Below are 22,594 nucleotides of genomic sequence, written 5' to 3'. Positions count from 1 at the left end.
TGGGGAAAGAGGCGTGATGAAGAAGATCATTATCCGTAAGCCGGGGACGACCAAGCTCAGCGGCACCGCGAGCGTGATCCACAAGGGGTGAGGGACCACCCGAGCCACATCTGGGTCCGGGGGGATCTCTCCCGGGACCGCCTGGCGGCCCTCCGAGCGCTTGTCCTGGAGGTGCCGCCTCCTGTGGCGCCCGTCGTCAACGGGCACCGCCGGTTACGCGGTCCGTACACGATCGGTGGCGCGATCCTGCGCGCCCTCGTTCCGGTCGCCTTGGAGCGTTCCCCGGGCCTGGTGGCGGAACACGACATCGAGATCCGTGCCGTCGCTCCCAGCCTGCGCCCTCTGGTGCCGGCGCGGCGGCAGACCGTCGAGGCCCGCCTGACGGAGGACGAGCGGATCCTCGTGCCCGCGCCGCGCCGCACGCTGCGGATCGCCAACGGGATCGCCGAGTTCGTCCGCGACTGCCTCGACGGGCCGCGGACGCTGCTGGTCGACAACCTGCACGAGGCGGACCCGGCCGACCGCGAGCTGCTGGGCGTCCTGGCGCGCCGGGTGCCGGATCTGACGCTGGCCCTGGCCTCCGCGGAGCCCCAATGGGAGGGCACGCGGCTGGTGGAGGCCCCGGCCCAGGGCGGTCCGCCCGACGACTACGTCGTCTCGGACTGCACCTCCGACGACCCCCGCTCCCACCGGGCGTACCTGTCGCTGCCGCCAGAGGAACGGGCGCGCCGGCACGACCGGCGCGCCGCCGAGCTGAGGGCCGACGCCGCGGCGCCGGAGCACGCTCTGGGCGCGGTGCCCTACCACCTGGAGCACGGCGGCGACCCTGACGCGGCGGCGCGGGCCCTGTGGGCGGCGGTGGACCACTGCGTCACCGAGGGTCTCCTGCACGCGGTCGTGGAGCTGGGCCCGCGCGGCCTGCGGCTGGTGTCGCCGGGTTCCGACCTGTGGTGGCGCTTCACCCACCGCACCGCGACCGCCCTGGCGGGGCTGGGCCGGCGGGCGCACGCGCAGGAGCTGTACGACCAGGCCCGGAGGGCCAGCGTCGATCCGGCCGTGCACGCCGCCGCCGCGTACGGCACGGCGATGCTCGACGCGCGCGACCGCGATCCGGCGCGGCGCGACCTGGCCAGGGCCAGAGCCTGGATCAACGAGGCGATAGCGATCTCCACACTGCTTCCCGACCGGCGGACGCGCGCCTTCAAACTCGGGTTCGACCAGAACGGCCGCGCGCTGATCGAGCTGCGGGAGGGTCGCATCGACGAGGCACTCGGCCTGGTGCGCTCGGCCATCGACCTGGCCGAGCGCGACCTCCCTCCGGACGCCCACCCCGTGCACCGGATGGTGCTGTTCGCCAACCGCGCGCAGCTCCTCGCGCGGACGGGCCACAAGGAGGAGGCGCTGGCCGACTTCGACCGCGCCGTCGCGATCGACCCGGGCTTCCCCGACCACTATCTCGACCGAGGCAACCTGCTGCTGGAGATGGGACGCACGGACGAGGCGCTGGCCGACTACGAGACGGCGATTCGGGTGAGCCCGCCGCTGCCCGAGGCGTACTACAACCGGGCGGAGCTGCGCCTGGCCGGCGCAGACCTGGACGGCGCCCGGGCCGACCTCGACCACGTGCTCGACCTCGACCCCGGTTTTCTTGACGCGTACGTCAACCGGGCCGGTGTGCTGGAGATGCTCGGCGAGCACGAGGCCGCCAGGCGCGACGTCGAGGCGGGGCTCGCCCTCGACCCCGGCAACGCGCACCTGCACGGCGTGCTCGGGCAGCTGGAGACCGAGGCGGGCCGCTACGCGGAGGCCGCCCTGGCCTTCGACGCGGCGCTGGCCGCCGACGCGCGCCTGGCCTCGGCCTGGGCCAACCGGGCGACCCTGCGGTTCGAGACCGGCGACGCGCGGGGCGCCGTCGACGACCTGACCAGGGCGATCGAGCTGGGCGAGGACGCGGCCCTGTACTTCAACCGGGCGACCGCGCTCGACGCGCTCGGCCGGGGCAAGGAGGCGCTGGCCGACCTGCGCAGGGCGTCGGCGCTGGCTCCCGACGACCCCGACGTGGGCGCGGCGCTGGAGCGGCACGACAAGGAGGGCTGACGCGGGGGACGCTCACAGCGGGCGGGCGGCCAGCCAGCGGTCAAGCCGATCAGCCGGTCAAGCCGATCACTCGATCAGCCGGTCAAACCGATCAGCCGGTCCTCCGCCGCCCCGCCTCCGCCTGTCCGCACTCTCCGACCGGCTGGCCCTACCCTTGAAGCCGACACCCTTGAAGCCGACACCCTTGAAGCCGACACCGTCCCCCGTCGAGGATCTGAGCATGAGCGCTGAATTTGTGCTGACCCTGTCCTGCCCGGACCGGCCCGGAGTGGTCGCGGCCGTCTCCGGGCTGCTGGCCGGGAAGGGCTGCAACATCATCGAGAGCCAGCAGTTCGGCGATCCGGTCGAGGAGCGGTTCTTCATGCGCGTGCAGTTCTCCGGCGGGAGCGCGGTCGACGAGTTGCGAGCGGCGTTCGCCTCGCTCGCGTCGGAGTTCGCCATGGAGTTCCAGCTCTTCGACCTCTCCGTGCGGACGCGGGCGCTGGTGCTCGTCAGCCGGTTCGACCACTGCCTCAACGACATGCTCTACCGGGTGCGCTCGGGCCTGCTGCCCATCGAGATCGTGGGCGTCGCGTCCAACCACCCCGACCTGCGTCCCCTCACCCAGTCGTACGGCGTCGACTACCACCACCTGCCGGTCACCGCGGACACCAAGCCGCGGCAGGAGGAGGAGATCCTCACGCTGGTCGACCACTACCAGGCCGATCTGGTCGTGCTCGCCCGCTACATGCAGGTGATCTCACCGGAGATGTGCGCCAAGCTCGCCGGTCGGATGATCAACATCCACCATTCGTTCCTGCCGTCGTTCAAGGGCGCCAAGCCGTACCACCAGGCGTACTCCCGGGGCGTGAAGGTGATCGGCGCCACGGCGCACTACGTGACGCCCGACCTCGACGAGGGGCCGATCATCGAGCAGGAGGTCGCGCGGGTGAACCACACCCACTCACATGAGGACCTTGCCGCGATCGGCCGTGACCTCGAATGCCAGGCGCTGGCCCGGGCCGTCCGCTGGCACGCCGAGCACCGCGTGCTGCTGGACGGCCACAAGACCGTCATCTTCCCGCGCTGAGCTCCGCGCCTCAGCCGGCCTTCAGGCCGGTGTGCCGGGCCACGAACGCGAGCTGGTCGGCCGAGAGCTCGACCGACCGGCTCACCGACCGGGCGCCGTGCCCCACCTCGGTCTCGTTGCGCAGCAGGATCGGCCGGTCGCCCGCCTGCGCGTGCTGCAGGGCCGCCGCCATCTTCCACGCGTGCAGCGGGTGGACGCGGGTGTCGGAGGCGAACACGGCGAACAGCGTGGCCGGGTAGGACACCCCCTCGCGCACGTGGTGGTACGGCGAGTAGCCCCACAGCCAGGCGAACTCCTCCGGCACGTCGGCCGAGCCGTACTCGACGTTCCAGGTCGCCCCGAGGCCGAACTTCTCATAGCGGATCATGTCGAGCAGCGGGGCCAGGCAGACGACGGCCGCGTACAGGTCGGGGCGCTGGGTGAGCGCCGCGCCGACGAGCAGGCCGCCGTTGGAGCCGCCGGAGATGGCGAGCCGGTCCGGGCTGGTGACGCCGGTGGCGATGAGGTGCTCGGCCGCGGCGTGCAGGTCGTCGAAGACGTTCTGCTTGTTGCCGAGCATGCCGTCCCGGTGCCACTGCTCGCCCTCCTCGCCGCCGCCGCGAAGCTGGGCGACCGCGTAGACGCCGCCCGCCTCGACCCACGCCAGCGTCGTGGCGGAGAACCCGGGGTTCATCGGGACGCCGAAGCCGCCGTAGCCGTACAGGATGGTGGGACGGGGCCCGGAGCCGGGGCGTGCGGTGACCAGCATGTGCACCTCGGTGCCGTCCTTGGACCGGTAGACCACCTGCTCGGTCGTCGCCTCAGGCACCTCCACCGCACCGGGAGGCGCCTCCCAGAGGGAGGTCTCGCCGGTCAGCGCGTCGTAGTGGTAGACCGCGGTCGGGGTGATGCCGTCGGTGTAGCTGAACCAGGCCTCGTGCCCGCCCTCCGGACGCTCGAAGATCCCCCCGATCGAGCCGAGCCCCGGCAGCGGGACCTCGCCGATCCGCTCGCCGGTCTCCAGGGCGTGGACGGAGATCTCGCCGATCGCGTGCCGGGTCCAGCCGACGAGCAGGACCGGCTCGGCCATGCCGTCGAGGATCGCGAAGTCGGACAGCACCGCCTCGGCGTCCTCGGGGACGAGGTCGCGCCAGTGCTCGGGCCCGGGCGTCTCCGGAGAGGTGACGCAGACCCGCCCGCGCGGGGCGTCGAGGTCGGTGAAGACGTAGAGCCGCCCGTCGCGGCCGAAGTGGAGCCCGGTCTGGGCGTCGACGTCCTGCTGCACGGTGACCAGTTCCGGCGCCTCCGATGAGGAGGCGTCCAGGTCGGCCACCCACAGGTCGTTGCGCGGGGCGGTCCCCCGTGAGGCGGAGATCGACAGCCGTCTGCCGTCGAGCGAGACCGACACTCCGTAGTAGTTGGTCTTCTCCAGGCCGTCGCCGAAGATCAGCACGTCGTCGTCCGGGGAGGCGCCGACACGGTGCAGGTAGACACGGCGATGGAACTGCTCCTCACCGGCCGGGACCAGCGAGGGCGCCAGCCTTCGCACGTAGTAGAACGCCTCGCCGCCGGGCAGCCAGGCCACGGGGGAGTAGCGGCAGCGGTCGATCGGCCCCTCGACGATCTGTCCGGTCGTCACGTCGACGACGTACAGGCGCGACTCCTCGTCACCGCCGACCGAGATCTGGTACGCCAGCCGGTTGCCCTCCTTGTCCGGCTGGTAGGAGTCGAGCGTGGTCAGGCCCGAGGGGTCGAGGGCGGTGGGATCGAGCAGCACGCGCTCGCCGTCTGCGTCCGCGACGTACAGGACCGGATGCTCCTGGTCGGGGGCCCGGCGGGTGAAGAAGCGGCGCTCGCCGCGCCAGGACGGTGTCCCCACCGACCCGGACCGCAGCAGTTCGGCGATGCGCTCGCGGAAGTGGTCGCGCCCTTCGAGCTCGGCGGACCGGAACAGGGTCTCCTGCGCGTCCAGCCACTCCTTCGTCGCCGGATCGTCCGGATCCTCCAGCCACCGGTACGGGTCGGGGACGGGCGTTCCGTGGAGATCGTCGACGATGTCGTCACGGCGGGCTGGCGGGTACGGCACTCGGCTCATGCTGGCACTTTAAATCAACCGGCCGACTGCGACGGTACACCGTCCCTACCCGGCCAAGACGGGAATAAAGGGGCGAACAGCTGGGCATAGAAGCTGCAGGCGTACCCGTCGTTCACCTCACGGACCCTTTATGGGGTGGCGGAGAGGCCGCCGACAAGGCCACACTTTGGTGAAGGGCGGTGCCGTGGTGACGATCCGCTGGGCCGTCCGGCGGAGGTCCCTGTGACGGAAGCACCCGGGTCCCAACAGACGGGGCCACAACCCAGGCGCACAGCCGAGACCGCTGTGGAGGCCGGCTGATGCGCCAAGTCCTGCTACTCAACGCCACATACGAACCGCTGACCACGCTCTCCCTGCACCGGGCCGTCATCCTGGTGCTGAGAGAGAAGGCGGACGTCGTCCACCGCGACGGCCGGGGCGCGGTCCTGCGCTCGGCCACCTGCACGCTCGACGTCCCGTCGGTCATCCGGCTGCGGCGCTACGTCCGCATCCCTTACCGGACGCGTATCCCGCTCACCCGGGCGGCGCTGATGCGCCGGGACAACTTCCGCTGCGCCTACTGCGGACAGCGGGCCGAGACCATCGACCACGTCATCCCGCGGTCAAAGGGAGGCCCCCACACCTGGGAGAACTGCGTCGCCTCGTGCATGCCGTGCAATCACCGGAAGGCCGACAGGCTGCTGGAGGAGATCGGGTGGGCGCTGCGCGTGGCTCCCGTGGTGCCGCACGGGGCGCACTGGCGGCTCATCGGCGCGCAACTCGACGGCGATCCGCAGTGGGCGCCCTACCTGTCGGAGACGGCGGCCTGACGGATGACGTCATGAGATGGACGATCACCGCCGACGTGGAGGAGTACGCCGCGGCGGCCGAGTCCTGGCTGCTGCGCGACCCCGTGCGCAGCACGGTCATGTTGACCGTGCTGAGCGGCATCCGCGACGGCCGGTTCGCGGCCGATCCCCTCCTGGCCTGGCTGGAGGACGACGGCACGGTGGTGGGGGCGGCCTGCCGGACGCCGCCCTATCCCCTCGCGCTGGGCGATGTCCCGCTCGCGGCGCTGGCCCCGCTGGCGCGGGACCTGATCGAGAGGGACCACGACGTGCCCGCCGTCGGCGGTCCGGCGGCCGTCGCCGAGGCGTTCGCACGCGCCTGGTGGCGGCCGCAGACACATCGCCGGGCCGAGCGGCTCTATCGCCTCGGCGCGCTGCGTGCTCCCTCCGCGCCGGGGAAGCCCCGCGTGGCGGGCCCCGACGACCTGCCCACGGTGGTGCGCTTCTTCCGGGAGTTCCAGCAGGAGGCCCACGCCGAGCGCACCGCCGATCCCACCCCGGTCGCCGCCGCGCGCGTCAACCGCGAGGAACTGGTCCTGTGGGAGGACGGCGCCCGGCCCGTGTCCATCGCCGGGGTCTGCGCGCCGATCGCCGGCATGTCGCGAATCGGGCCCGTCTACACCCCGCCCGATCTGCGCGGGCGCGGGTACGGCAGCGCCGTCAGCCACGCGGCCAGCAGGAACGCGCTCGACGACGGAGCAACCGAGGTGCTGTTGTTCACCGATCTCGGCAACCCCATCTCGAACTCCGTCTACCAGAGGCTCGGCTACCGGCCCATCGCCGACTACGCCACCATCCACTTCACCTGAGGTGCCTCCCCGCGGCGCGCGCGGTCGCCGCGCCGGGCCGTAATCTGGACGCATGCCTCGCTATGACTACCGTTGCCGCGCGTGCGGATCGACGTTCGAGCTCAACCGTCCCATGGCGCAGGCCGGTGACCGGGCGGTCTGCCCCTCCGGCCATGACGACACCGTGAAGCTGCTGTCCACCGTGGCCGTCACGGGCAGGGCGTCCGGGGCTCCCGCCGCCCGTCCGGCGGGCGGCGCGGGCGGCGGCTGCTGCGGCGGCGGTTGCTGCGGCGGCTGACCCGGGCGTGTCCTGCCGCGTGGTCAGGGTCAGGCCTGCGGCCCGCGGGCGCCACGCCCGCGGGCCGCGGTGTGTCAGGCCGCGGACGGGCGACTGGCCCGCGAGCGTCGTTGGAACGGCAGGTAGCGCTGCGGCAGATGGGCGCGGGCCGGTAGGTCGGTCGGCTCGACCGCCAGGATGCGGTCGAAGCGGAAGGCCCTGATCGACCGGCGCATGCGGCACCAGCCCACCAGGTACCAGAACTCGCCGTGGACCAGGCAGGTCACCGGCTCGACGTCGCGGACCGTCATCCGGCCCGCGGCGTCGTGGTACTGGATGCGGATGACCAGGCGCGCGGTGATGGCGTTGGCCACCGCCCGCGCCCGCCGGGCGACGTCGGTGGGCAGCGGGGTGGTCAGGGTGGTCAGGGTCGCGGCGATGACGTCGTCGTCCAGGTCGAGGTGCTCGAAGGCGTGGCGCAGACCGCGCCGGGCGGTGACCGACTGCGGGCCGGCACCGAGGTGGGCGAGCGACAGGGCGAGGGCGGCGATTTCCTCGGCGGTCAGCGAGTGCCGAATGACGTTGGCCATACCTCGACAATAACGACGAGGACTGACATTTTTCCGAACGCCTGCTCGGGAAGAACGACAGGTTGATCTGTCTTTCCGGTCACTGTTTGCTGTCCGGGACGCTTGACCGCCCGCGTGGGAAACCGCTTTTCCCGCCCGTACCGGCCGCTGTAGTTTCTCCAGAGTGCATCCCGCCATCGAGCCGTACGACCACGGGTATATGGACACCGGGGACGGCCATCTCGTCTATTGGGAGGTCTGCGGGAACCCCGAGGGCAAGCCCGCGCTCGTCGTCCACGGCGGCCCGGGCTCGGGCTGCAGACCCGGCCAGCGCCGGGCCTTCGACCCCGGGCGCTACCGCATCATCCTGTTCGACCAGCGCAACTGTGGCCGGAGCCTGCCCCACGCGAGCGATCCGGCGGCCGACCTGAGCACCAACACGACCCATCATCTGATCGCGGACATGGAACGGCTGCGTGAGCGTCTCGGCGTCGAACGATGGCTGCTCCACGGCGGGTCCTGGGGATCCACGCTCATCCTCGCCTACGCCGAGGCTCACCCCGAACGGGTGTCGGAGATCGTCATCGCCGGCGTCACCATGACCCGCGGCTCCGAGATCGACTGGCTCTACCGGGGAGTCGGCCGGTTCCTCCCCGAGCAATGGCAACGCTTCCGCTCCGGCGTGCCGGAGGACCGGCGCGACGGCGACCTGCTCGCCGCCTACGCGTGGCTGATGTCCGACCCCGATCCGGGCGTGCGGGCCAGGGCGGCTCACGAGTGGGTGACGTGGGAGGACGCGGTGATCGCGCACGAGGTCAACGGCAAGCCGGACGCCTACAGCGACCGGCCTTCCGACGCCCTGCAGGCCTTCGTCAGAATCTGCACCCACTACTTCTCGAACGCCGCCTGGCTGGAGGAGGGCGTCCTGCTGCGCGACGCGCACAAGCTCACCGGCATCCCCGGCGTCCTCGTCCACGGCCGCCTCGACCTGGGAGGACCGCTGGAGACCGCCTGGCAGCTCGCCCAGGCCTGGCCGGACGCGCGTCTGGTCGTGGTGGACGACGCGGGCCACACCGGCAGCGCGGCCATGCGCCGCGAGATCGGGGCGGCGTTGGACGGCTTCGCGAGCGCCGCGGGCGGATGACGCGCTGAAACTTTCAGCGGCCGGGCTCCGCCCGGAAAGCACGGTGAGCCGGGTAATCGAAATATTTCGCCGAATCGCTCGTAAAAGGGTCGCGATCGCCGCTGCTTATCGGATTTCGGCCGCATGGTCCGCCGGAAACAGTTTCGGGCCATTGGTTGGGCGCATTTTCAGCTGACGTGATGTTCCGGCCTGCCGAAAACTCGGGTGATTGACCGTTCCTGGGAGAGGTGGTGCATTCGTTGTGGCTGCTTTCAAATGCCGGAGAAGGGACATCAATGTTCGCTGTGAATCCAGCCCGGAGGGTGCTCGCGCTCGGTGCGGCGCTCGTCACGACCGGTGTGCTGAGCGTGGCGCTCGCGCCCAACCCCGCCGCGGCCGACGCCGTAACGCTGAACGCCACGGTGGACTGCCTCAACTACAACAGTTTCGGGGACACCAGAGACTGGTACCCCATCTCCGTCGTAGGGGTGCCGTACGCCAGCCTGGTCGCGGTCCCGGCCACGCACGCGTGGCAGTTCACGAAGACGCTGGCCAGTGGGACGACGTCAGTCAGCGTCTCCGCCATGTGCAGCGAGGGCCATATGTACGACTTCGCCGGCTCCGCCGGCAGCGTCAGCATCCCCGCGGGAACCACCACCGTGACCGCCACCTGGGGCTGCACGACGGCCCCGGTCTATCCCGGTCCGTGGATGACCAACTGCAGTGTGCAGTCGGTTTCCTACAGCTGACCCGCATGAGAATGCGGGGCCGCCCCTTCGGAGGGGCGGCCCCGCATTCTCATGGTTTCAGCGGGAGAGCTGGGACAGGTCGCGGGACGCTCCGGTCGAGGCCGAGGTGGTGAGCGCGGCGTACGCCTGCAGGGCGGCCGAGACCGTGCGCTGGCGGTCGCGCGGCCGGTAGCCGCCGAGGTCGGCCAGCAGCCGCTCGCGGCGGGCGGCCAGCACGTCCTCGGCCACCTTGAGCTCGATCGAGCGGCCGGGGATGTCGATCTCGATGATGTCGCCGTCCTCGATCAGGGCCATCGTCCCGCCCTCGGCGGCCTCGGGAGAGGCGTGGCCGATGGACAGGCCCGACGTGCCGCCGGAGAAGCGGCCGTCGGTGATCAGCGCGCAGGCCTTGCCCAGGCCCTTGCCCTTGAGGAAGCTCGTCGGGTAGAGCATCTCCTGCATGCCCGGGCCGCCCTTGGGGCCCTCGTACCGGATGACGACCACGTCGCCGGCCTTGACCTTGCCGGCGAGGATGCCCTCGGAGGCATCCTCCTGCGACTCGAACACGACCGCCGGGCCCGAGAAGCGCCAGATCGACTCGTCCACGCCGGCCGTCTTGACCACGCAGCCGTCCTGCGCGATGTTCCCGTACAGCACGGCGAGGCCGCCGTCCTTGGTGTAGGCGTGGTCGAGGTCGCGGATGCAGCCCTCGGCGCGGTCGAGGTCGAGCGACTCCCAGCGGGCGTCCTGCGAGTACGCCTTCACCGTGCGCACGTTGCCGGGCGCCGCGTGCCACAGTTCCACGGCCTCGCCGGTGACCTCGGGAGACTTGGGGTCCCACTTGGCGATGTACTCCGCGATGGAGGCGGAGTGGACGGTCGGCAGGTCGCGGTGGAGCAGCCCGGCCCGGTCCAGCTCACCGAGGATTCCGGGGATGCCGCCCGCCCGGTGCACGTCCTCGACGTGGTACTTCATCGTCGCGGGGGCGACCTTGCACAGGCACGGCACCCGCAGCGACAGCTCGTTGATCTCCTTGAGCCCGAAGTCGACGCCCGCCTCACGGGCGGCGGCCAGGATGTGGAGGATCGTGTTGGTCGATCCGCCCATGGCGACGTCGAGCGCCATCGCGTTCTCGAACGCCTCGCGGGTGGCGATGTTCCGCGGCAGGACCGACTCGTCGTCGTCCTCGTAGTAGCGCCGGGCGAGGTCGACGATCTGCCGTCCCGCGTTCTCGAACAGGGTCTTGCGCGCCTTGTGGGTGGCCAGCGTGGTGCCGTTGCCGGGCAGGGCCAGGCCGATCGCCTCGGCGAGGCAGTTCATGGAGTTGGCGGTGAACATGCCGCTGCAGGACCCGCAGGTCGGGCAGGCGTTCTCCTCCATCTCCAGGAGCTCGGCGTCCGACACGCTCGCGTCGGCGGAGGCGATCATCGGGTCGATCAGGTCGAGTTTGCGGCCGGGGACCTTGCCGGCCTCCATCGGGCCGCCGGACACGAAGATCGTGGGGATGTTGAGCCGGAAGGCGGCGAGCAGCATCCCGGGCGTGATCTTGTCGCAGTTGGAGACGCAGACCAGCGCGTCGGCGCAGTGCGCGTTGACCATGTACTCGACCGCGTCGGCGATCAGCTCGCGGGACGGCAGCGAGTAGAGCATGCCGCCGTGGCCCATCGCGATGCCGTCGTCCACGGCGATCGTGTTGAACTCGCGCGGGATGGCCCCCGCCTCGCGGACCGCGCCGGCCACTACTTCGGCGACCTCGCGCAGATGCACGTGGCCGGGCACGAACTGCGTGAAGCTGTTGGCGACCGCGATGATCGGCTTGCCGAGGTCGCTGCCCGCTACGCCCGTGGCCCTGAGCAGCGCGCGGGCGCCGGCCATGTTCCTGCCGTGAGTGACAGTGCGGGACCTGAGTGCGGGCATCGATGGACCCCCATCTGGAGACTACTGAGTCTTCAAATGGTACGGCCAGCGCCCGGCTGCCGAGACCCGCTGTCCACGAGTCGGGACACGTCTGGTGTCGGGACGTGTCTACTCGGGATACCGCGCGGGCAGCACGCGTTCGGCGGCCCGGTGGATCGCGTCGATCTCCGCGTTGGTGAGCGACCTCTCCCGCTTGGTGATCCACTTGCGCACCAGCCCGCCGGAGAAGACGTCCACCTCACGGATGTTGAGGATGCGCCACGGGATCGGCGGCCCGTAGATGGCCAGGGACGGCACCACGGTGATCTCCCGGCCGAGCGCCTTGCTGATCAGGTCGCTGGCCTGCGCCGCCTCCCACCGGGCCTCGTCGAGCCGCGGCTTCTGGTTGAACGGGCCGTGGAAGAGCTTGCGGTGCGACTGGACCCGCACGGGCAGCCGTTTGTCCCACTTCTCCGAGTCCACCGCGTACACGCCGGTGGGCCCCACCACGAGGTGGTCGATCTGCGCCTCGCTGCCGGGGATGGCGCGGGCGTGCAGCGTCTTGTAGCCGTTGCGTTCCAGCTTCTTGAGCTGGGCCTCCGTCTGACGCTCCGCCGCGGAGGCGCGCCGCCACGCGGGGATGGACGAGACCGTCCTCGCCCGGTAGACGGCGTCGGCGACGCACGCGAGGATGGCCGCGGTAAGCCCGAGCCGCCAGCTGCCGAACAGCACGCCGAACGCCACGCCCGCCGCGACCGCGATGACGGCCCGGCGACGAAGGTGGCGGTATCGCGTGTCCTGCCACAGGATGCTCAGCGACGTGCGCTCGACCGGAGCGTACGTGGGAGACGCCGGCGCCTCAGGTGGCGCCGAAGGGCGTTCCGCCTGCTCTGAGGTTTGGTCACCCACCCATATAGGTGACGTATCGTGACCGTCTTCTGGCGCTAGACCGGTATCCACATCACTCACGGTAGTTGAGCCGTCAGCGGCTTGCCTAGTGTTGGATGGTTCATACTTTTGTGGCCTGCTTGAGCCGATTCGTTGCGCGGAAGTGCGGGTATCTTCTCTAGATATCCGCGGCCAGGGGCCTTACCGTTCGGTAGCGTGGCGCACATTCACGATCTTACCGCCCTTGAGCAGGCGGCAGCCGTACGTACGGGTGAACTTTCTCCTGTTCAGATCACCGAGCACTACCTGGAGCGCATCGAACGGCTCAACCCCCGTCTGGGGGCGTTCGTCACGGTGACCGCCGACCGGGCCCTGGTCCAGGCCCGCGAGCAGGAGGCCCGGCTCGCCGCCGGTGACGCGGAGGACCTGCCCCCGCTGCTGGGCGTGCCGATCCCGATCAAGGACCTCAACTTCGTCAAGGACGTGCCGGTCCACTTCGGCTCGGCCGCGTACGAGGGGTTCGTCGCGCCCGCGGACGACAGCATGGTCGAGCGCCTCCGGGACGCCGGCACGATCATGCTGGGCAAGACCAGCACCCCCGAGTTCGGCATGCCCTGCTACACGGAGACCTACCTGCACGAGCCCACCCGCACGCCGTGGGACACCACGCGGTCGGCCGGGGGATCGAGCGGGGGAGCGGGGGCCGCCGTCGCGGCCGGTCTCGCGCCCGCCGCGCAGGGCAGCGACGGCGCGGGCTCGATCCGCATTCCCGCCTCCGTCTGCGGCCTGTACGGCATCAAGCCCAGCCGCGGCCGCATCTCCTCGGCCCCGATCATGCCCGACCTCGCGGGACTGTCGACCAGCGGGCCGCTGGCCAGGAACGTCGCCGACGCCGCGGCGCTGCTGGACGCCATGGCGCACAACAATCCCGGCGACCTCTATCACGCCCCTGCGCCGGCGCTCGGGTCGTTCTCGGCCTACGCCGGGCGGGACCCGGGCCGCCTGCGGATCGCCCGGTTCGCCACCCCCGCCGTGCCCGGCGCGGAGGTCCACCCCGACGTGCTGGCGGCGTACGAGAGCGCCTCGGCGGTGCTGGAGTCGCTCGGTCACGAGGTGGAGGAGATCGCGCCGCCGTTCGGCCCGGACGTGGTGCCCGAGTTCGTCAAGATGTGGTTCAGCTTCTCCTGCATGCATCCCGTGGCGGAGGAACTGGAACCCAAGCTGCGCCCGCTCACCGCGTGGCTGCGCGAGCGCGGCCACGCGATCTCGGCCCCCGAGTTCCTCCAGGCGCAGTCGACGCTCCAGCTCGCCACCCGGTTCGCGCTGCTCGTGACCGACGCCTACGACGCGGTGCTCTCGCCGACCGTCACCCAGCCGCCCGTGCCGGTCGGCTGGTTCGAGGACGTCGAGTCGCCCGAGGAGACGTTCGAGCGGATGATGCGCTTCGCGCCTTTCGCGGCCATCTACAACGTGAGCGGCCAGCCCGCGGTCAACCTCCCGCTCTACTGGACGCCCGACGGCCTCCCCATCGGCGTCATGCTGGCCGGCAGGTACGGCGACGAGGGCACGCTCATCTCGCTGTCGTCCCAGGTGGAGGCGTCGGTCGGCGGCTTCTGGGGGGACCGCAGGCCGCCGGTCTGGTGACGGCTAACCCCGCAGCAGCTCGACGACGTAGGCCGAGACGTCGGCGAGCAGCGTGGCCGGCCGCACCGGCGCCGCCGCGACGGCGGAGAACAGGGCGGGAAGCCCCGGCAGCGGGAAACCGTCGTCGGCGGTGACCGCGGCGGCCGCGTCGTGCTTGGCCAGCGCGGTGCGGCTGCGCTCCCACGCCTCCAGCACCTCCTCCGGCGACGGCACGCCGAAGCCGTGGCCGACCGGGGCGGCGTGGCGCAGCCGCACGAGCGGGGTCTCGGCGAACGCCAGCGCGATCCGGCAGCGGGTGGCCAGGCCGGCGAGGTCAGGCACCCAGCCGAGGGCGGGGCAGGGAGTGCGGCACCGGCCGGCGCAGGTGGCGAGGGCCCCCGCGACCTGGCTGTGCTGCCGGTCGAAGTAGGCCCGCCAGCCCGCGGGCGGCTCCACGGCCACCCGCAGCGTCCGCTCCGCCGCCGAACGCTCCGCTCTCGTGTGGTCGCACTCCCGGTCGGGCATGACCCCGAAGCGGCTGCCGGGGGCGCGCAGGCCCTCAGGCCAGCGAACCGGGTCGCCCGCGTGGCCGAGCGCGGGCTCGAAGGCGAGCAGCGGAAGATACTCGCTGCAGATGTGCACGGCCGCGATCATCGAGCTGAGCTCGCGCCGCCGCCAGCGGGCCTCGACGACCTCGAGAAGCAACGCGTACGCCGGCCGAAGCGAGTCGAGCGCGCCGCGCGGCTGCTCTCTCGGCGTCTGCGGCATGTGGCACGCGCGGGCGCGCCTACGGAGGTCGGCCGGCACCGTCTGGGCGTCGATCTCGGCGTGGAAGTCCTCGGCGTCGAGGGTGAGTAATCGCTGGCCGAACTCGCAGACCGACGCCACCAGGGCGGCCCGCCCGCCCTCCCCGAGCACGGCCGGCGCGAGCGCGCCGACGTCGCCGAACGAGTACCTCCCGGCCAGGGCGTTCAACAGGTCGTGGGCTGAGTGCACCCGACGACCCTACTCAGCACGCCGACGGGCGTCCGCCTCCCGCCGTGCCTTCATGTGCCCGCCTTCAGGTGCCCGCCCGCCGTACCACCTGTCCCCCGGCACGCCCGAGGGCCCCGGCGGTGTGCCGGGGCCCTCGGGATCGTGATCGTGCGGCCCGACGTGGATCAGGCGGACGCGGACCAGACAGACGTTGATCAGGCGGAGGCGTCCCGCGCCCGGGCACGCAGCGCCCGGCTGACGCCGTCCGCGCCCTCGAGCAGCAGGCGGCGCAGCGCGTGCGGCGGCTGCGCGGCGCTGATGTGGTCCTGCGTGCGGGCCACGGTCTCCGGACGGATCAGCAGCGCGGGGTAGCAGCCGATGGCGAAGTTCTGCGCCATGTCGGAGGTCCACTCGCTCCAGATCCGCCCGACCTCCTCGAAGTACCGGTCGGCGTACGGCTCCAGCAGCTCGGGGTGGTGCGGGTCCACGAAGCCGAGGATCGTGGCGCGCAGAAGCGCGCCGCTCAGCTTGCCTCCCACGATCGTCGCCCAGGTCTCGGCCTTGGCCTCCGGGGTCGGGACCGAGGCCCGGCTGGTGGCGGCCGAGCGCTCGCCGGTCGCCGTGGCGTCCCTGGCCAGCTCGGCGTCGATGTCGCCGGCGCCGAGGACGCCGCCGGACACGAGCGCCTGGATGAGCGTCCAGCGCAGGTCGGTGTCGACGGCCAGGCCCTCGGGCGCCTCGCCGCCGTCGAGCACGCCCTTGAGGAACGCGAGGTCCTCGGGCGAGGTGGCGGTCGCGGCGAGGGCGTTGACGTAGGCGAGCTGGTGGTCCGAGCCCGGCTCCGCCGCCGCGGCGAGGCGGCGCAGCGCGCCGGCCAGCTCGGCAAGGCCGGTGGCCCGCCACGCCGGGTCGGCGTACTGCTGCACGGCCTGCCGGGCCTGGCGCAGCACGGTCTGCAGGACGGTCATGTCGCGCACCGAGTCGATGCCGGAGACGACCAGCTTGACGTAGTCGCGGGTGGCCATCTCGGCGTCCCGCGTCATGTCCCAGGCGGCCGACCAGCACAGCGCGCGGGGCAGCGACTCGGTGAACGCGGTGATCCCGCCGCCCACGAGGGTGCGCAGCGACCGCTCGTCGAGCCGGATCTTGGCGTAGGTGAGGTCGTCGTCGTTCACCAGCACCAGGTCGGGCTGGACCTCGCCGACCAGCTCGGGCACGGCCGTGCGCGCGCCGACGACGTCGAGCTCGACCCGCTTGGTCCTGGACAGCACGCCGTCGCGCAGGGAGTACAGACCGACGGCCACCCGGTGCGAGCGCAGCGTCGGGTGCTCCTGCGTGGCCTCCTGCAGCACGTCGAAGCTCAGGAACCGGCCCTCGTCGTCGGTGGTGAAAGACGGCCGCAGCGTGTTGACGCCCGAGGTCTCCAGCCACTCCTTCGACCAGGACGACAGGTCGCGCCCGGAGGTGCGCTCCAGCGCCGACAGCAGGTCCTGCAGGGAGGTGTTCTTCCAGGCGTGCTCGTTGAAGTAGTCGCGCACCCCGGCGAGGAAGTTGTCGAGCCCCACGTACGCGACGAGCTGCTTGAGCACCGAGGCGCCCTTGGCGTACGTGATGCCGTCGAAGTTGACCTCGACGGCCTGCATGTCCGGGATGTCGGCGGCGATCGGGTGGGTGGAGGGCAGCTGGTCCTGCCGGTAGGCCCAGGCCTTCTCGACGTTGGCGAACGTGGTCCACGCGCCCTGGCCCCACCGGGTCGCCTCGGCCTGGCACAGCACGGACATGTAGGTGGCGAACGACTCGTTCAGCCACAGGTCGTCCCACCAGCGCATGGTGACGAGGTCGCCGAACCACATGTGCGCCATCTCGTGCAGGATCGTCTCGGCGCGGCGCTCGATGAGCGCGTCGGTCACCCGCGAGCGGAAGACGTAGTCCTCTAGGAACGTCACCGCGCCCGCGTTCTCCATGGCGCCCGCGTTGAACTCCGGCACGAACAGCTGGTCGTACTTGCCGAAGGGGTAGCGCAGGCCGAAGACGCGGTGGAAGAAGTCGAAGCCCTGCTTGGTGACCTCGAAGATGTTCTCGGGGTCGAGATACTGCGCGAGCGAGCGCCGCACGTAGATCCCGAGCGGGATCCCGTCGTGCTCGTCCCGCACGACCGCGTACGGCCCGGCGATGAGGGCCGTGATGTACGTCGACATCACGGGGGTCGGCGGGAAGTGCCAGCGCTTGGCGGCCTGCAGCGTGCCGTGCCGCCCGTGGTGCTCCTCCAGCGCCTCCGCGGTGTCGGGAGCGGCGTTGGACACCACCTCCCAGGCGGCGGGGGCGAGGACGGTCAGCTCGAAGGTCGCCTTGAGGTCCGGCTGGTCGAAGCAGGCGTACATCCGGTGCGCGTCGGCCGTCTCGAACTGGCTGTGCAGGTAGACCTGCCGGTCCACGGGGTCGACGAAGCGGTGCAGGCCCTCACCGGTGCGCATGTAGGAGCAGTCGGCGTCCACGCGCAACTCGTTGCGCGCGGCCAGCCTCGGCAGCGGGATGCGGCCCTTCTCGGCGTCGTAGGTGCTGACGTCCAGCTCCCTGCCGTTGAGCACGACCTTCCGCACGTGCGCACCGTGGAGGTCGATGAACGTGTCCGCCCCCTCGCGGTCCGACGTGAAGTGGACCGTCGTGACGCTCTCGAACCGCTCCTCGCCCTCGGTCAGGTCGAGTTCGACCTGGTAGGACTGGACGGAGAGCAACCGAGCGCGCTCCCGAGCCTCGTCCCGTGTCAGATTCCCTGCCACACACAGCTCCTCATCGCATGGTCGACGCCCCCGATCCCCGCCGCCCCGTCGCGTCAGGGATTGCATGAATCCTGCCACGTCGCGGAGACATGACGGGTTCGAGATCGCTCCTACCTGGAATAGGAGATTTCCTGCCCGGGTTGACGACCGAGGGAACCATATTCCGTTCGAGAGGGTGTCACAGTGTCCGACCGAAAGCTTGTCGATTTCTGGTTCGACCCCGCCTGCCCCTGGGCGTGGATCACTTCACGCTGGATCCACGAGGTGGCCGCGCTGCGTCCCATCGACGTGCGCTGGCACATCATGAGCCTGGCGGTCCTGAACGAGGACAAGGACATCCCCGCCGACTACCGCGAGGGGGTCAAGAAGACGCTCGGCGCCGTACGGGTGCTGGCCGCCGCCGCGGACAAGTACGGCGAGCAGGTCCTGGGCGACCTCTACACCGAGATCGGCAGGCGCTTCCACGACGAGGGGCGCGAGCGCGGCCACGACACGATCGCCGAGGCCCTGACCGCCGCCGGGCTCGACCCCGCGCTGGTGGCGGCCCACGACTCGGACGAGTACGACGAGGAGATCCGGCGCTCGCACGGCGAGGGCATCGACCTGGTCGGCCAGGAGGTCGGCACGCCGGTCATCGCCGTCGAGGGCGCGGCGTTCTTCGGCCCGGTCGTGTCGCCGATCCCGAGGGGTGAGGCCGCCGCGCGCCTGTGGGACGGCGTCCTGCTCGTCGCCGGCACCGACGGCTTCTTCGAGCTGAAGAGGTCGAGGACCCGTAATCCGATCTTCACCTGAGACTTCACAGGCTCCTTCACTCCCGCGCGAACCGAGCGGAAAGGTTTCGGTCCGAGGACTCGCCATCTGACAGCCGAGGCGCAAGGATGAGTGGCATGCGTCACCTCTACGTGAACGGAGCCTGGGTCCCGTCCTCCTCCCGCGAGGCCGTTGACGTCGTCAACCCCGCGACCGAGGAGGTCGTGGACCGGGTGCCCGCCGGAGCGCCCGCCGACGTCGAGTCCGCCGTCGCCGCCGCCCGCGCCGCCTTCCCCGCATGGTCGGCTCTGGACCCGGCGGAACGCGCCGCGTTCCTGGGGGCGGCGGCCGGGCTGCTGCAGGAGCGCGCCAAGGAGATCGCGGCGACGATCGCCACCGACATGGGCGCCCCGCTCACGCTCGCGCTGAAGGTGCAGACGCTGATGCCCGCCGAGGTGCTGGCCTCCTACGCCGACCTCGCCAAGCGGTACGAGTTCGACGGCGGCCGCGTGGGCAACTCGCTCATCGTGCGGGAGCCCGTCGGCGTGGTCGGCGCGATCACGCCGTGGAACTACCCGCTCCACCAGGTGGTGTGCAAGGTGGCCCCGGCCCTCGCGGCCGGCTGCACCGTCGTGCTCAAGCCGAGCGAGGTCGCGCCGCTGGCGGCGTACGCGCTGGCCGACATCTTCCACGAGGTCGGGCTGCCGCCCGGCGTGTTCAACATGGTCAGCGGCCACGGGCCGGTGGTCGGCGAGGTCATCGCCGCCCACCCGGACGTGGACATGGTCTCGTTCACCGGGTCCACCAGAGCCGGCCGCAGGGTCGCGGCCCTCGCGGCCGAGACGGTCAAGCGGGTGGCCCTGGAGCTGGGCGGCAAGTCGGCGAACGTCATCCTCCCCGACGCCGACCTGGAGAAGGCGGTGAAGCACGGGGTCGCGGGCGCCTACCTCAACTCTGGCCAGACCTGCTCGGCGCTGACCCGGATGCTCGTCCACTGGGACCAGTACGACGAGGCCGTGCGGCTCGCCGTGGAGGCGGCCGGCGCCTACGTCCCCGGTGATCCGTTCGCCGAGGGCACCCGCCTCGGGCCCCTGGTGTCCGCGGCCCAGCGCGACCGGGTCGTCAGGTACATCAACCGCGGCCAGGAGGAGGGCGCCCGCCTCGTGCTCGGCGGGACCGACAACCCCATGGAACGTGGTTACTACGTCGAGCCCGCGATATTCGCGGGGGTCTCGCCCGGCATGGCGATCGAGCAGGAGGAGATCTTCGGCCCGGTGCTGGTGATCGTCCCGTTCGGGTCGGAGCGCGAGGCCGTGGAGATCGCCAACGGCACGCCGTACGGGCTGTCGGGGGCGGTGTGGGCGGGCACCGAGGACAAGGCGCTCGCGGTCGCGCGCCGCCTGCGCACCGGGCAGGTGGCGGTCAACGGCGGCCGGTTCAACACGATGGCGCCGTTCGGCGGCTACAAGCGCTCGGGAATCGGCCGCGAGCTCGGCGAGTTCGGCCTGGAAGAGTTCCTGGAGGTCAAGGCCATCCAGCTGTAGGACGTCAGGGCGTCTGCAGGAGGATCTTGCGGCGCTCGTCCTTGCCCAGCCGGTCGACGTACAGCGTGCCCTCAAGGTGGTCGAACTCGTGCTGGAAACACCGGGCGAGCATGCCCCGGGCCTTGACGGTGACGGACCGGCCGAGCTTGTCGACCCCGCGCACCGTCACCCCTGCGGCGCGGGCGGTCGGGGCGTACAGCGGCTTGCCGGTCTCCTTGCCGGGCACCGACAGGCAGCCCTCCTCCTCGACGACCTGCTCGGGGTCGTCGATCGTCAGCTCCGGGTTGATCACGTGGCCCTTGCGGTTGCTGATGTCGTAGACGAACAGCCGCCGGCCCACCCCGATCTGCGGCCCTGCGAGCCCGACGCCGTCGGCCTGGTACATGAGCGCGAACATCTCGTCGATCAGCCGGCGCAGTTCGCGGTCGAAGTCCGTCACCGGTTCGGCGGGGGTGCGCAGGACCGGGTCGCCGACATAACGAAGCTCGCGCATGACACTCCTGGGAGGCCGGGGTGTAAGGGACGGAAGCCCGTCTTGGCTATTACTTTAATGGAGCCCGGGGTCGTCTCCGCCAGGGTCCTTCTGGGAAACTCATGTCGTGCGTGTCTACATCGGTGCCGACCATGCCGGCTACGAGCTGAAGAATCACCTGGTCTCCTGGCTGAAGGAGCAGGGCCACGAGGTGGAGGACTGCGGTCCCCACGTCTACGACGCGGAGGACGACTACCCGCCGTTCGTGCTGCGGGCCGCGCAGGGCGTGGCCGGCGACGCGGGCAGCCTCGGGGTCGTGATCGGCGGCTCGGGGAACGGCGAGCAGATCGCCGCCAACAAGGTGCGGGGGGTGCGCGCGGCCCTCGCCTGGAACGAGGAAACGGCGAAGCTGGCCCGCGAGCACAACGACGCCAACGTGATCAGCCTGGGCGCCCGGCAGCACACGCCTGAGGAGGCCGCCGGGTTCGTCGGGCTCTTCCTGGCCACGCCGTTCTCCGGGGCCGAACGGCACGCCCGGCGGATCCGCCAGCTCGCCGACTTCGAGACCACCGGCGAACTGCCGCCGCTGCCTGCCTGAGCTGCCTCTAGCGGGTGTCCCTGTCCCTGTCCCGGCCCCGGCGGGGCTCCCGCCGGGGCGTCTCGTCGCGCAGCGGCCGCTGGTCGGCGGCCTCCTGCTGCTCGGCCGTCGGCCGGGACACGTCGCGGGCCCGCATGGCCGTGATCGCGGTGATCTGCAAACTCTGCAGCGCCATGCCCCGAAGCCTACGCGGTCCGGACGCCCGGGGCGCGGGTCAGAACACCCGGCAGCCCCAGGGGGCCGGGTCCCACGCCATCGCGGCCGACAGCTCGCGCAGCGCCCCCGGCCGGTGCTCCCGCACCAGCCCGGCGTCCGCCGCCGCCCGCAGGGGCCGCCCGCCGAGGTAGGCCGCGCCCAGCACGTCGACCGGCAGCGTGAGGTCGGGGGGCGCGCCGGTCGGTTCGCAGGACGCCTTGCCGGTGACCAGGCGGAGGCGGCCGGCGTTCCACGGGCAGACCTCGTCCTCGATCTCCAGCACCAGGTCGGCCGGAGCCGCGTACGCGCGGGCGGCCAGGGCCCGGTCCACATCCACCAGGCGGATCCACAGGTCGTCGAGCCAGACCGCGTTGAGCTGGCGGGGCTCGGCCAGCAGGTGCATGATCGGGTCGTCCACCGGCCGCCGCCCGGCGTGGACGACCGAGCACAGGTCCCGGTCGAGGACGCCGCGCCAGACCAGCGCGTACGCGGCGGGATCGGAGGCCATCAGCTCCAGGAGCCGGACCTCCCCGTCCGGCACGCCGTGCTCGTTCCAGCCGGCCTTCGCCCGGAACAGCGCGTAGCCGCGCACCCCCGTCGCGTCCTCCGCGATCAGGCAGCGCAGCGGGCCCATCCCGCCCCGGTCGTGCTCGGTGTCCGGAATGATCTCGGTCTTCCAGAACCCGTCGGACCTCGCGTACATGCCGGGACGGCCGGGCCGTACGGCGTCGTAGACCCGCCGAAGGCCGGGCAGCGCGTCGGCGGGGGCGGCCACGCGCAGGCGCAGCGCCGGGTCGGCGGGGGCCGAGCGCGTGAAGGCCGAGCCGTGGGTGGGGATGCGGAAGGACAGGGTGTCGGCGGCCCTGCCGTACCCGAAGCGCCCGTAGATGCCCGCCTGACTGGCGTAGAGCGCGGCGACGGCCTCACGCCCGTCCTCGTGCAGGCCGTGCAGCTGCCGGGTCATCAGCGCGGTCAGCACGCCGCGGCGGCGATGCGAGGGGAGCACGCCCACCGACGTGACGCCGGCCACCGGGATCGGTCCGCCGGGCACCGTCATCTCGAAGGACAGCGCGCCGGCGCCGCCGACCATCAGGTCGCCGTCGAAGGCGGTCAGCAGGCGGTCGAGCTCCACGACCTCGCGCCAGCGGTCGGCCATCTCCAGGGGATAGGTGGCGCTGAACGCCTCGTAGTCGACGGCGACGAAGGCCGGCCACTCGGAGTCCCCGAGGGGGCGTACGGTGATGCTCATCGAATCACCGTAGAAGCGGGCCGCGGGGTGGGGCGACCCAATATCCGTGCCGCATGATCTAGACGTTGGTCA

20 protein-coding genes are annotated in these 22,594 nt (G+C 71.5%); 11 read left to right on the top strand and 9 right to left on the bottom strand.

Features of this window, described 5'->3' with window-relative positions; all coding sequences use genetic code 11:
• Window positions 1–183: 183 nt before the first annotated feature.
• Window positions 184–2,097 (top strand): tetratricopeptide repeat protein, encoded by a 1,914-nt coding sequence (locus ACGFIB_RS21110; RefSeq protein WP_393374198.1) that lies wholly within the window; start codon window positions 184–186, stop codon window positions 2,095–2,097.
• A gap of 220 nt (window positions 2,098–2,317) precedes the next feature.
• Window positions 2,318–3,166 (top strand): formyltetrahydrofolate deformylase, encoded by an 849-nt coding sequence (gene purU / locus ACGFIB_RS21105; protein ID WP_142572170.1) that lies wholly within the window; start codon window positions 2,318–2,320, stop codon window positions 3,164–3,166.
• Between the two features lie 10 nt (window positions 3,167–3,176).
• Here purU and ACGFIB_RS21100 read toward each other — a convergent pair whose 3' ends face one another.
• Entirely contained in the window at window positions 3,177–5,240 is a 2,064-nt protein-coding gene (locus ACGFIB_RS21100; protein WP_393374195.1) for a prolyl oligopeptidase family serine peptidase, read from the bottom strand.
• Window positions 5,241–5,539: 299 nt separating this feature from the next.
• On the opposite strand from ACGFIB_RS21100, the gene ACGFIB_RS21095 reads away from it, so the two are divergent.
• The 3 genes from ACGFIB_RS21095 to ACGFIB_RS21085 are packed head-to-tail and all read left to right on the top strand — an operon-like array spanning window position 5,540 to window position 7,153.
• Window positions 5,540–6,049, top strand: coding sequence for an HNH endonuclease (locus ACGFIB_RS21095; RefSeq protein WP_191049889.1), 510 nt, complete (start codon window positions 5,540–5,542; stop codon window positions 6,047–6,049).
• Window positions 6,050–6,060: 11 nt separating this feature from the next.
• On the top strand, window positions 6,061–6,876 hold the full coding sequence (locus tag ACGFIB_RS21090) for a GNAT family N-acetyltransferase (RefSeq protein WP_393374193.1): 816 nt from the start codon (window positions 6,061–6,063) through the stop codon (window positions 6,874–6,876).
• Window positions 6,877–6,928: 52 nt separating this feature from the next.
• Window positions 6,929–7,153 (top strand): FmdB family zinc ribbon protein, encoded by a 225-nt coding sequence (locus tag ACGFIB_RS21085; RefSeq protein ID WP_191049891.1) that lies wholly within the window; start codon window positions 6,929–6,931, stop codon window positions 7,151–7,153.
• A gap of 74 nt (window positions 7,154–7,227) precedes the next feature.
• On the opposite strand, the gene ACGFIB_RS21080 is transcribed toward ACGFIB_RS21085, so the two are convergent.
• Window positions 7,228–7,722 (bottom strand): helix-turn-helix transcriptional regulator, encoded by a 495-nt coding sequence (locus ACGFIB_RS21080; RefSeq protein WP_142572165.1) that lies wholly within the window; start codon window positions 7,720–7,722, stop codon window positions 7,228–7,230.
• A gap of 163 nt (window positions 7,723–7,885) precedes the next feature.
• Here ACGFIB_RS21080 and pip point away from each other — a divergent pair, with 163 nt between their 5' ends.
• Window positions 7,886–8,845, top strand: coding sequence for a prolyl aminopeptidase (gene pip / locus ACGFIB_RS21075; RefSeq protein ID WP_393374190.1), 960 nt, complete (start codon window positions 7,886–7,888; stop codon window positions 8,843–8,845).
• Window positions 8,846–9,129: 284 nt separating this feature from the next.
• Window positions 9,130–9,573, top strand: a complete 444-nt coding sequence (locus ACGFIB_RS21070) for a hypothetical protein (RefSeq protein WP_142572163.1) — start codon at window positions 9,130–9,132, stop codon at window positions 9,571–9,573.
• Window positions 9,574–9,630: 57 nt separating this feature from the next.
• On the opposite strand, the gene ilvD is transcribed toward ACGFIB_RS21070, so the two are convergent.
• Both ilvD and ACGFIB_RS21060 read right to left on the bottom strand, forming a co-directional pair.
• Complete coding sequence (gene ilvD, locus ACGFIB_RS21065) at window positions 9,631–11,469, bottom strand: dihydroxy-acid dehydratase (protein WP_393374187.1); 1,839 nt, start codon at window positions 11,467–11,469, stop codon at window positions 9,631–9,633.
• Between the two features lie 108 nt (window positions 11,470–11,577).
• Entirely contained in the window at window positions 11,578–12,357 is a 780-nt protein-coding gene (locus tag ACGFIB_RS21060; RefSeq protein ID WP_229689737.1) for a nuclease-related domain-containing protein, read from the bottom strand.
• Window positions 12,358–12,552: 195 nt separating this feature from the next.
• Between ACGFIB_RS21060 and ACGFIB_RS21055 the strand changes: the two genes are divergently transcribed.
• On the top strand, window positions 12,553–13,980 hold the full coding sequence (locus ACGFIB_RS21055) for an amidase (protein ID WP_142572160.1): 1,428 nt from the start codon (window positions 12,553–12,555) through the stop codon (window positions 13,978–13,980).
• A gap of 3 nt (window positions 13,981–13,983) precedes the next feature.
• Here the strand turns inward: ACGFIB_RS21055 and ACGFIB_RS21050 are convergent, their stop codons facing one another.
• The gene (locus ACGFIB_RS21050; protein ID WP_393374183.1) at window positions 13,984–14,955 is read right to left on the bottom strand and encodes a hypothetical protein; all 972 of its coding nucleotides are present in this window, start codon (window positions 14,953–14,955) and stop codon (window positions 13,984–13,986) included.
• A gap of 194 nt (window positions 14,956–15,149) precedes the next feature.
• Entirely contained in the window at window positions 15,150–17,714 is a 2,565-nt protein-coding gene (gene pepN / locus ACGFIB_RS21045; RefSeq protein ID WP_393374181.1) for an aminopeptidase N, read from the bottom strand.
• A 183-nt stretch (window positions 17,715–17,897) separates the two neighbouring features.
• Between pepN and ACGFIB_RS21040 the strand changes: the two genes are divergently transcribed.
• Both ACGFIB_RS21040 and ACGFIB_RS21035 read left to right on the top strand, forming a co-directional pair.
• The gene (locus ACGFIB_RS21040; RefSeq protein WP_393374179.1) at window positions 17,898–18,506 is read left to right on the top strand and encodes a mycothiol-dependent nitroreductase Rv2466c family protein; all 609 of its coding nucleotides are present in this window, start codon (window positions 17,898–17,900) and stop codon (window positions 18,504–18,506) included.
• Window positions 18,507–18,601: 95 nt separating this feature from the next.
• Window positions 18,602–20,008, top strand: a complete 1,407-nt coding sequence (locus ACGFIB_RS21035; protein ID WP_357244883.1) for an aldehyde dehydrogenase family protein — start codon at window positions 18,602–18,604, stop codon at window positions 20,006–20,008.
• 4 nt (window positions 20,009–20,012) lie between these two features.
• Here the strand turns inward: ACGFIB_RS21035 and def are convergent, their stop codons facing one another.
• Window positions 20,013–20,501 (bottom strand): peptide deformylase, encoded by a 489-nt coding sequence (def, locus tag ACGFIB_RS21030; RefSeq protein ID WP_357244881.1) that lies wholly within the window; start codon window positions 20,499–20,501, stop codon window positions 20,013–20,015.
• 106 nt (window positions 20,502–20,607) lie between these two features.
• On the opposite strand from def, the gene ACGFIB_RS21025 reads away from it, so the two are divergent.
• Window positions 20,608–21,078: a ribose-5-phosphate isomerase gene (locus ACGFIB_RS21025; RefSeq protein WP_142572154.1), complete on the top strand. Its 471-nt coding sequence runs from the start codon at window positions 20,608–20,610 to the stop codon at window positions 21,076–21,078.
• Window positions 21,079–21,085: 7 nt separating this feature from the next.
• Here the strand turns inward: ACGFIB_RS21025 and ACGFIB_RS21020 are convergent, their stop codons facing one another.
• Both ACGFIB_RS21020 and ACGFIB_RS21015 read right to left on the bottom strand, forming a co-directional pair.
• The gene (locus ACGFIB_RS21020) at window positions 21,086–21,253 is read right to left on the bottom strand and encodes a hypothetical protein (RefSeq protein ID WP_167748302.1); all 168 of its coding nucleotides are present in this window, start codon (window positions 21,251–21,253) and stop codon (window positions 21,086–21,088) included.
• Window positions 21,254–21,292: 39 nt separating this feature from the next.
• Window positions 21,293–22,522, bottom strand: coding sequence for a GNAT family N-acetyltransferase (locus tag ACGFIB_RS21015; protein WP_393374175.1), 1,230 nt, complete (start codon window positions 22,520–22,522; stop codon window positions 21,293–21,295).
• Between the last annotated feature and the right edge of the window lie 72 nt (window positions 22,523–22,594).

The organism is Microbispora bryophytorum (genome assembly GCF_043197435.1).
GTDB lineage: Bacteria > Actinomycetota > Actinomycetes > Streptosporangiales > Streptosporangiaceae > Microbispora > Microbispora bryophytorum.
Note: the sequence above shows the minus strand (reverse complement) of the source record. Positions and strands in the feature narration are given on the sequence as shown.

Coding starts and splice junctions, on each gene's coding strand:
- purU (WP_142572170.1), top strand. CDS start 2,318: ATGAGCGCTGAATTTGTGCTGACCCTGTCCTGCCCGGACCGGCCCGGA.
- ACGFIB_RS21100 (WP_393374195.1), bottom strand. CDS start 5,240: ATGAGCCGAGTGCCGTACCCGCCAGCCCGCCGTGACGACATCGTCGAC.
- ACGFIB_RS21095 (WP_191049889.1), top strand. CDS start 5,540: ATGCGCCAAGTCCTGCTACTCAACGCCACATACGAACCGCTGACCACG.
- ACGFIB_RS21090 (WP_393374193.1), top strand. CDS start 6,061: ATGAGATGGACGATCACCGCCGACGTGGAGGAGTACGCCGCGGCGGCC.
- ACGFIB_RS21085 (WP_191049891.1), top strand. CDS start 6,929: ATGCCTCGCTATGACTACCGTTGCCGCGCGTGCGGATCGACGTTCGAG.
- ACGFIB_RS21080 (WP_142572165.1), bottom strand. CDS start 7,722: ATGGCCAACGTCATTCGGCACTCGCTGACCGCCGAGGAAATCGCCGCC.
- ilvD (WP_393374187.1), bottom strand. CDS start 11,469: ATGCCCGCACTCAGGTCCCGCACTGTCACTCACGGCAGGAACATGGCC.
- ACGFIB_RS21035 (WP_357244883.1), top strand. CDS start 18,602: ATGCGTCACCTCTACGTGAACGGAGCCTGGGTCCCGTCCTCCTCCCGC.
- def (WP_357244881.1), bottom strand. CDS start 20,501: ATGCGCGAGCTTCGTTATGTCGGCGACCCGGTCCTGCGCACCCCCGCC.
- ACGFIB_RS21020 (WP_167748302.1), bottom strand. CDS start 21,253: ATGGCGCTGCAGAGTTTGCAGATCACCGCGATCACGGCCATGCGGGCC.
- ACGFIB_RS21015 (WP_393374175.1), bottom strand. CDS start 22,522: ATGAGCATCACCGTACGCCCCCTCGGGGACTCCGAGTGGCCGGCCTTC.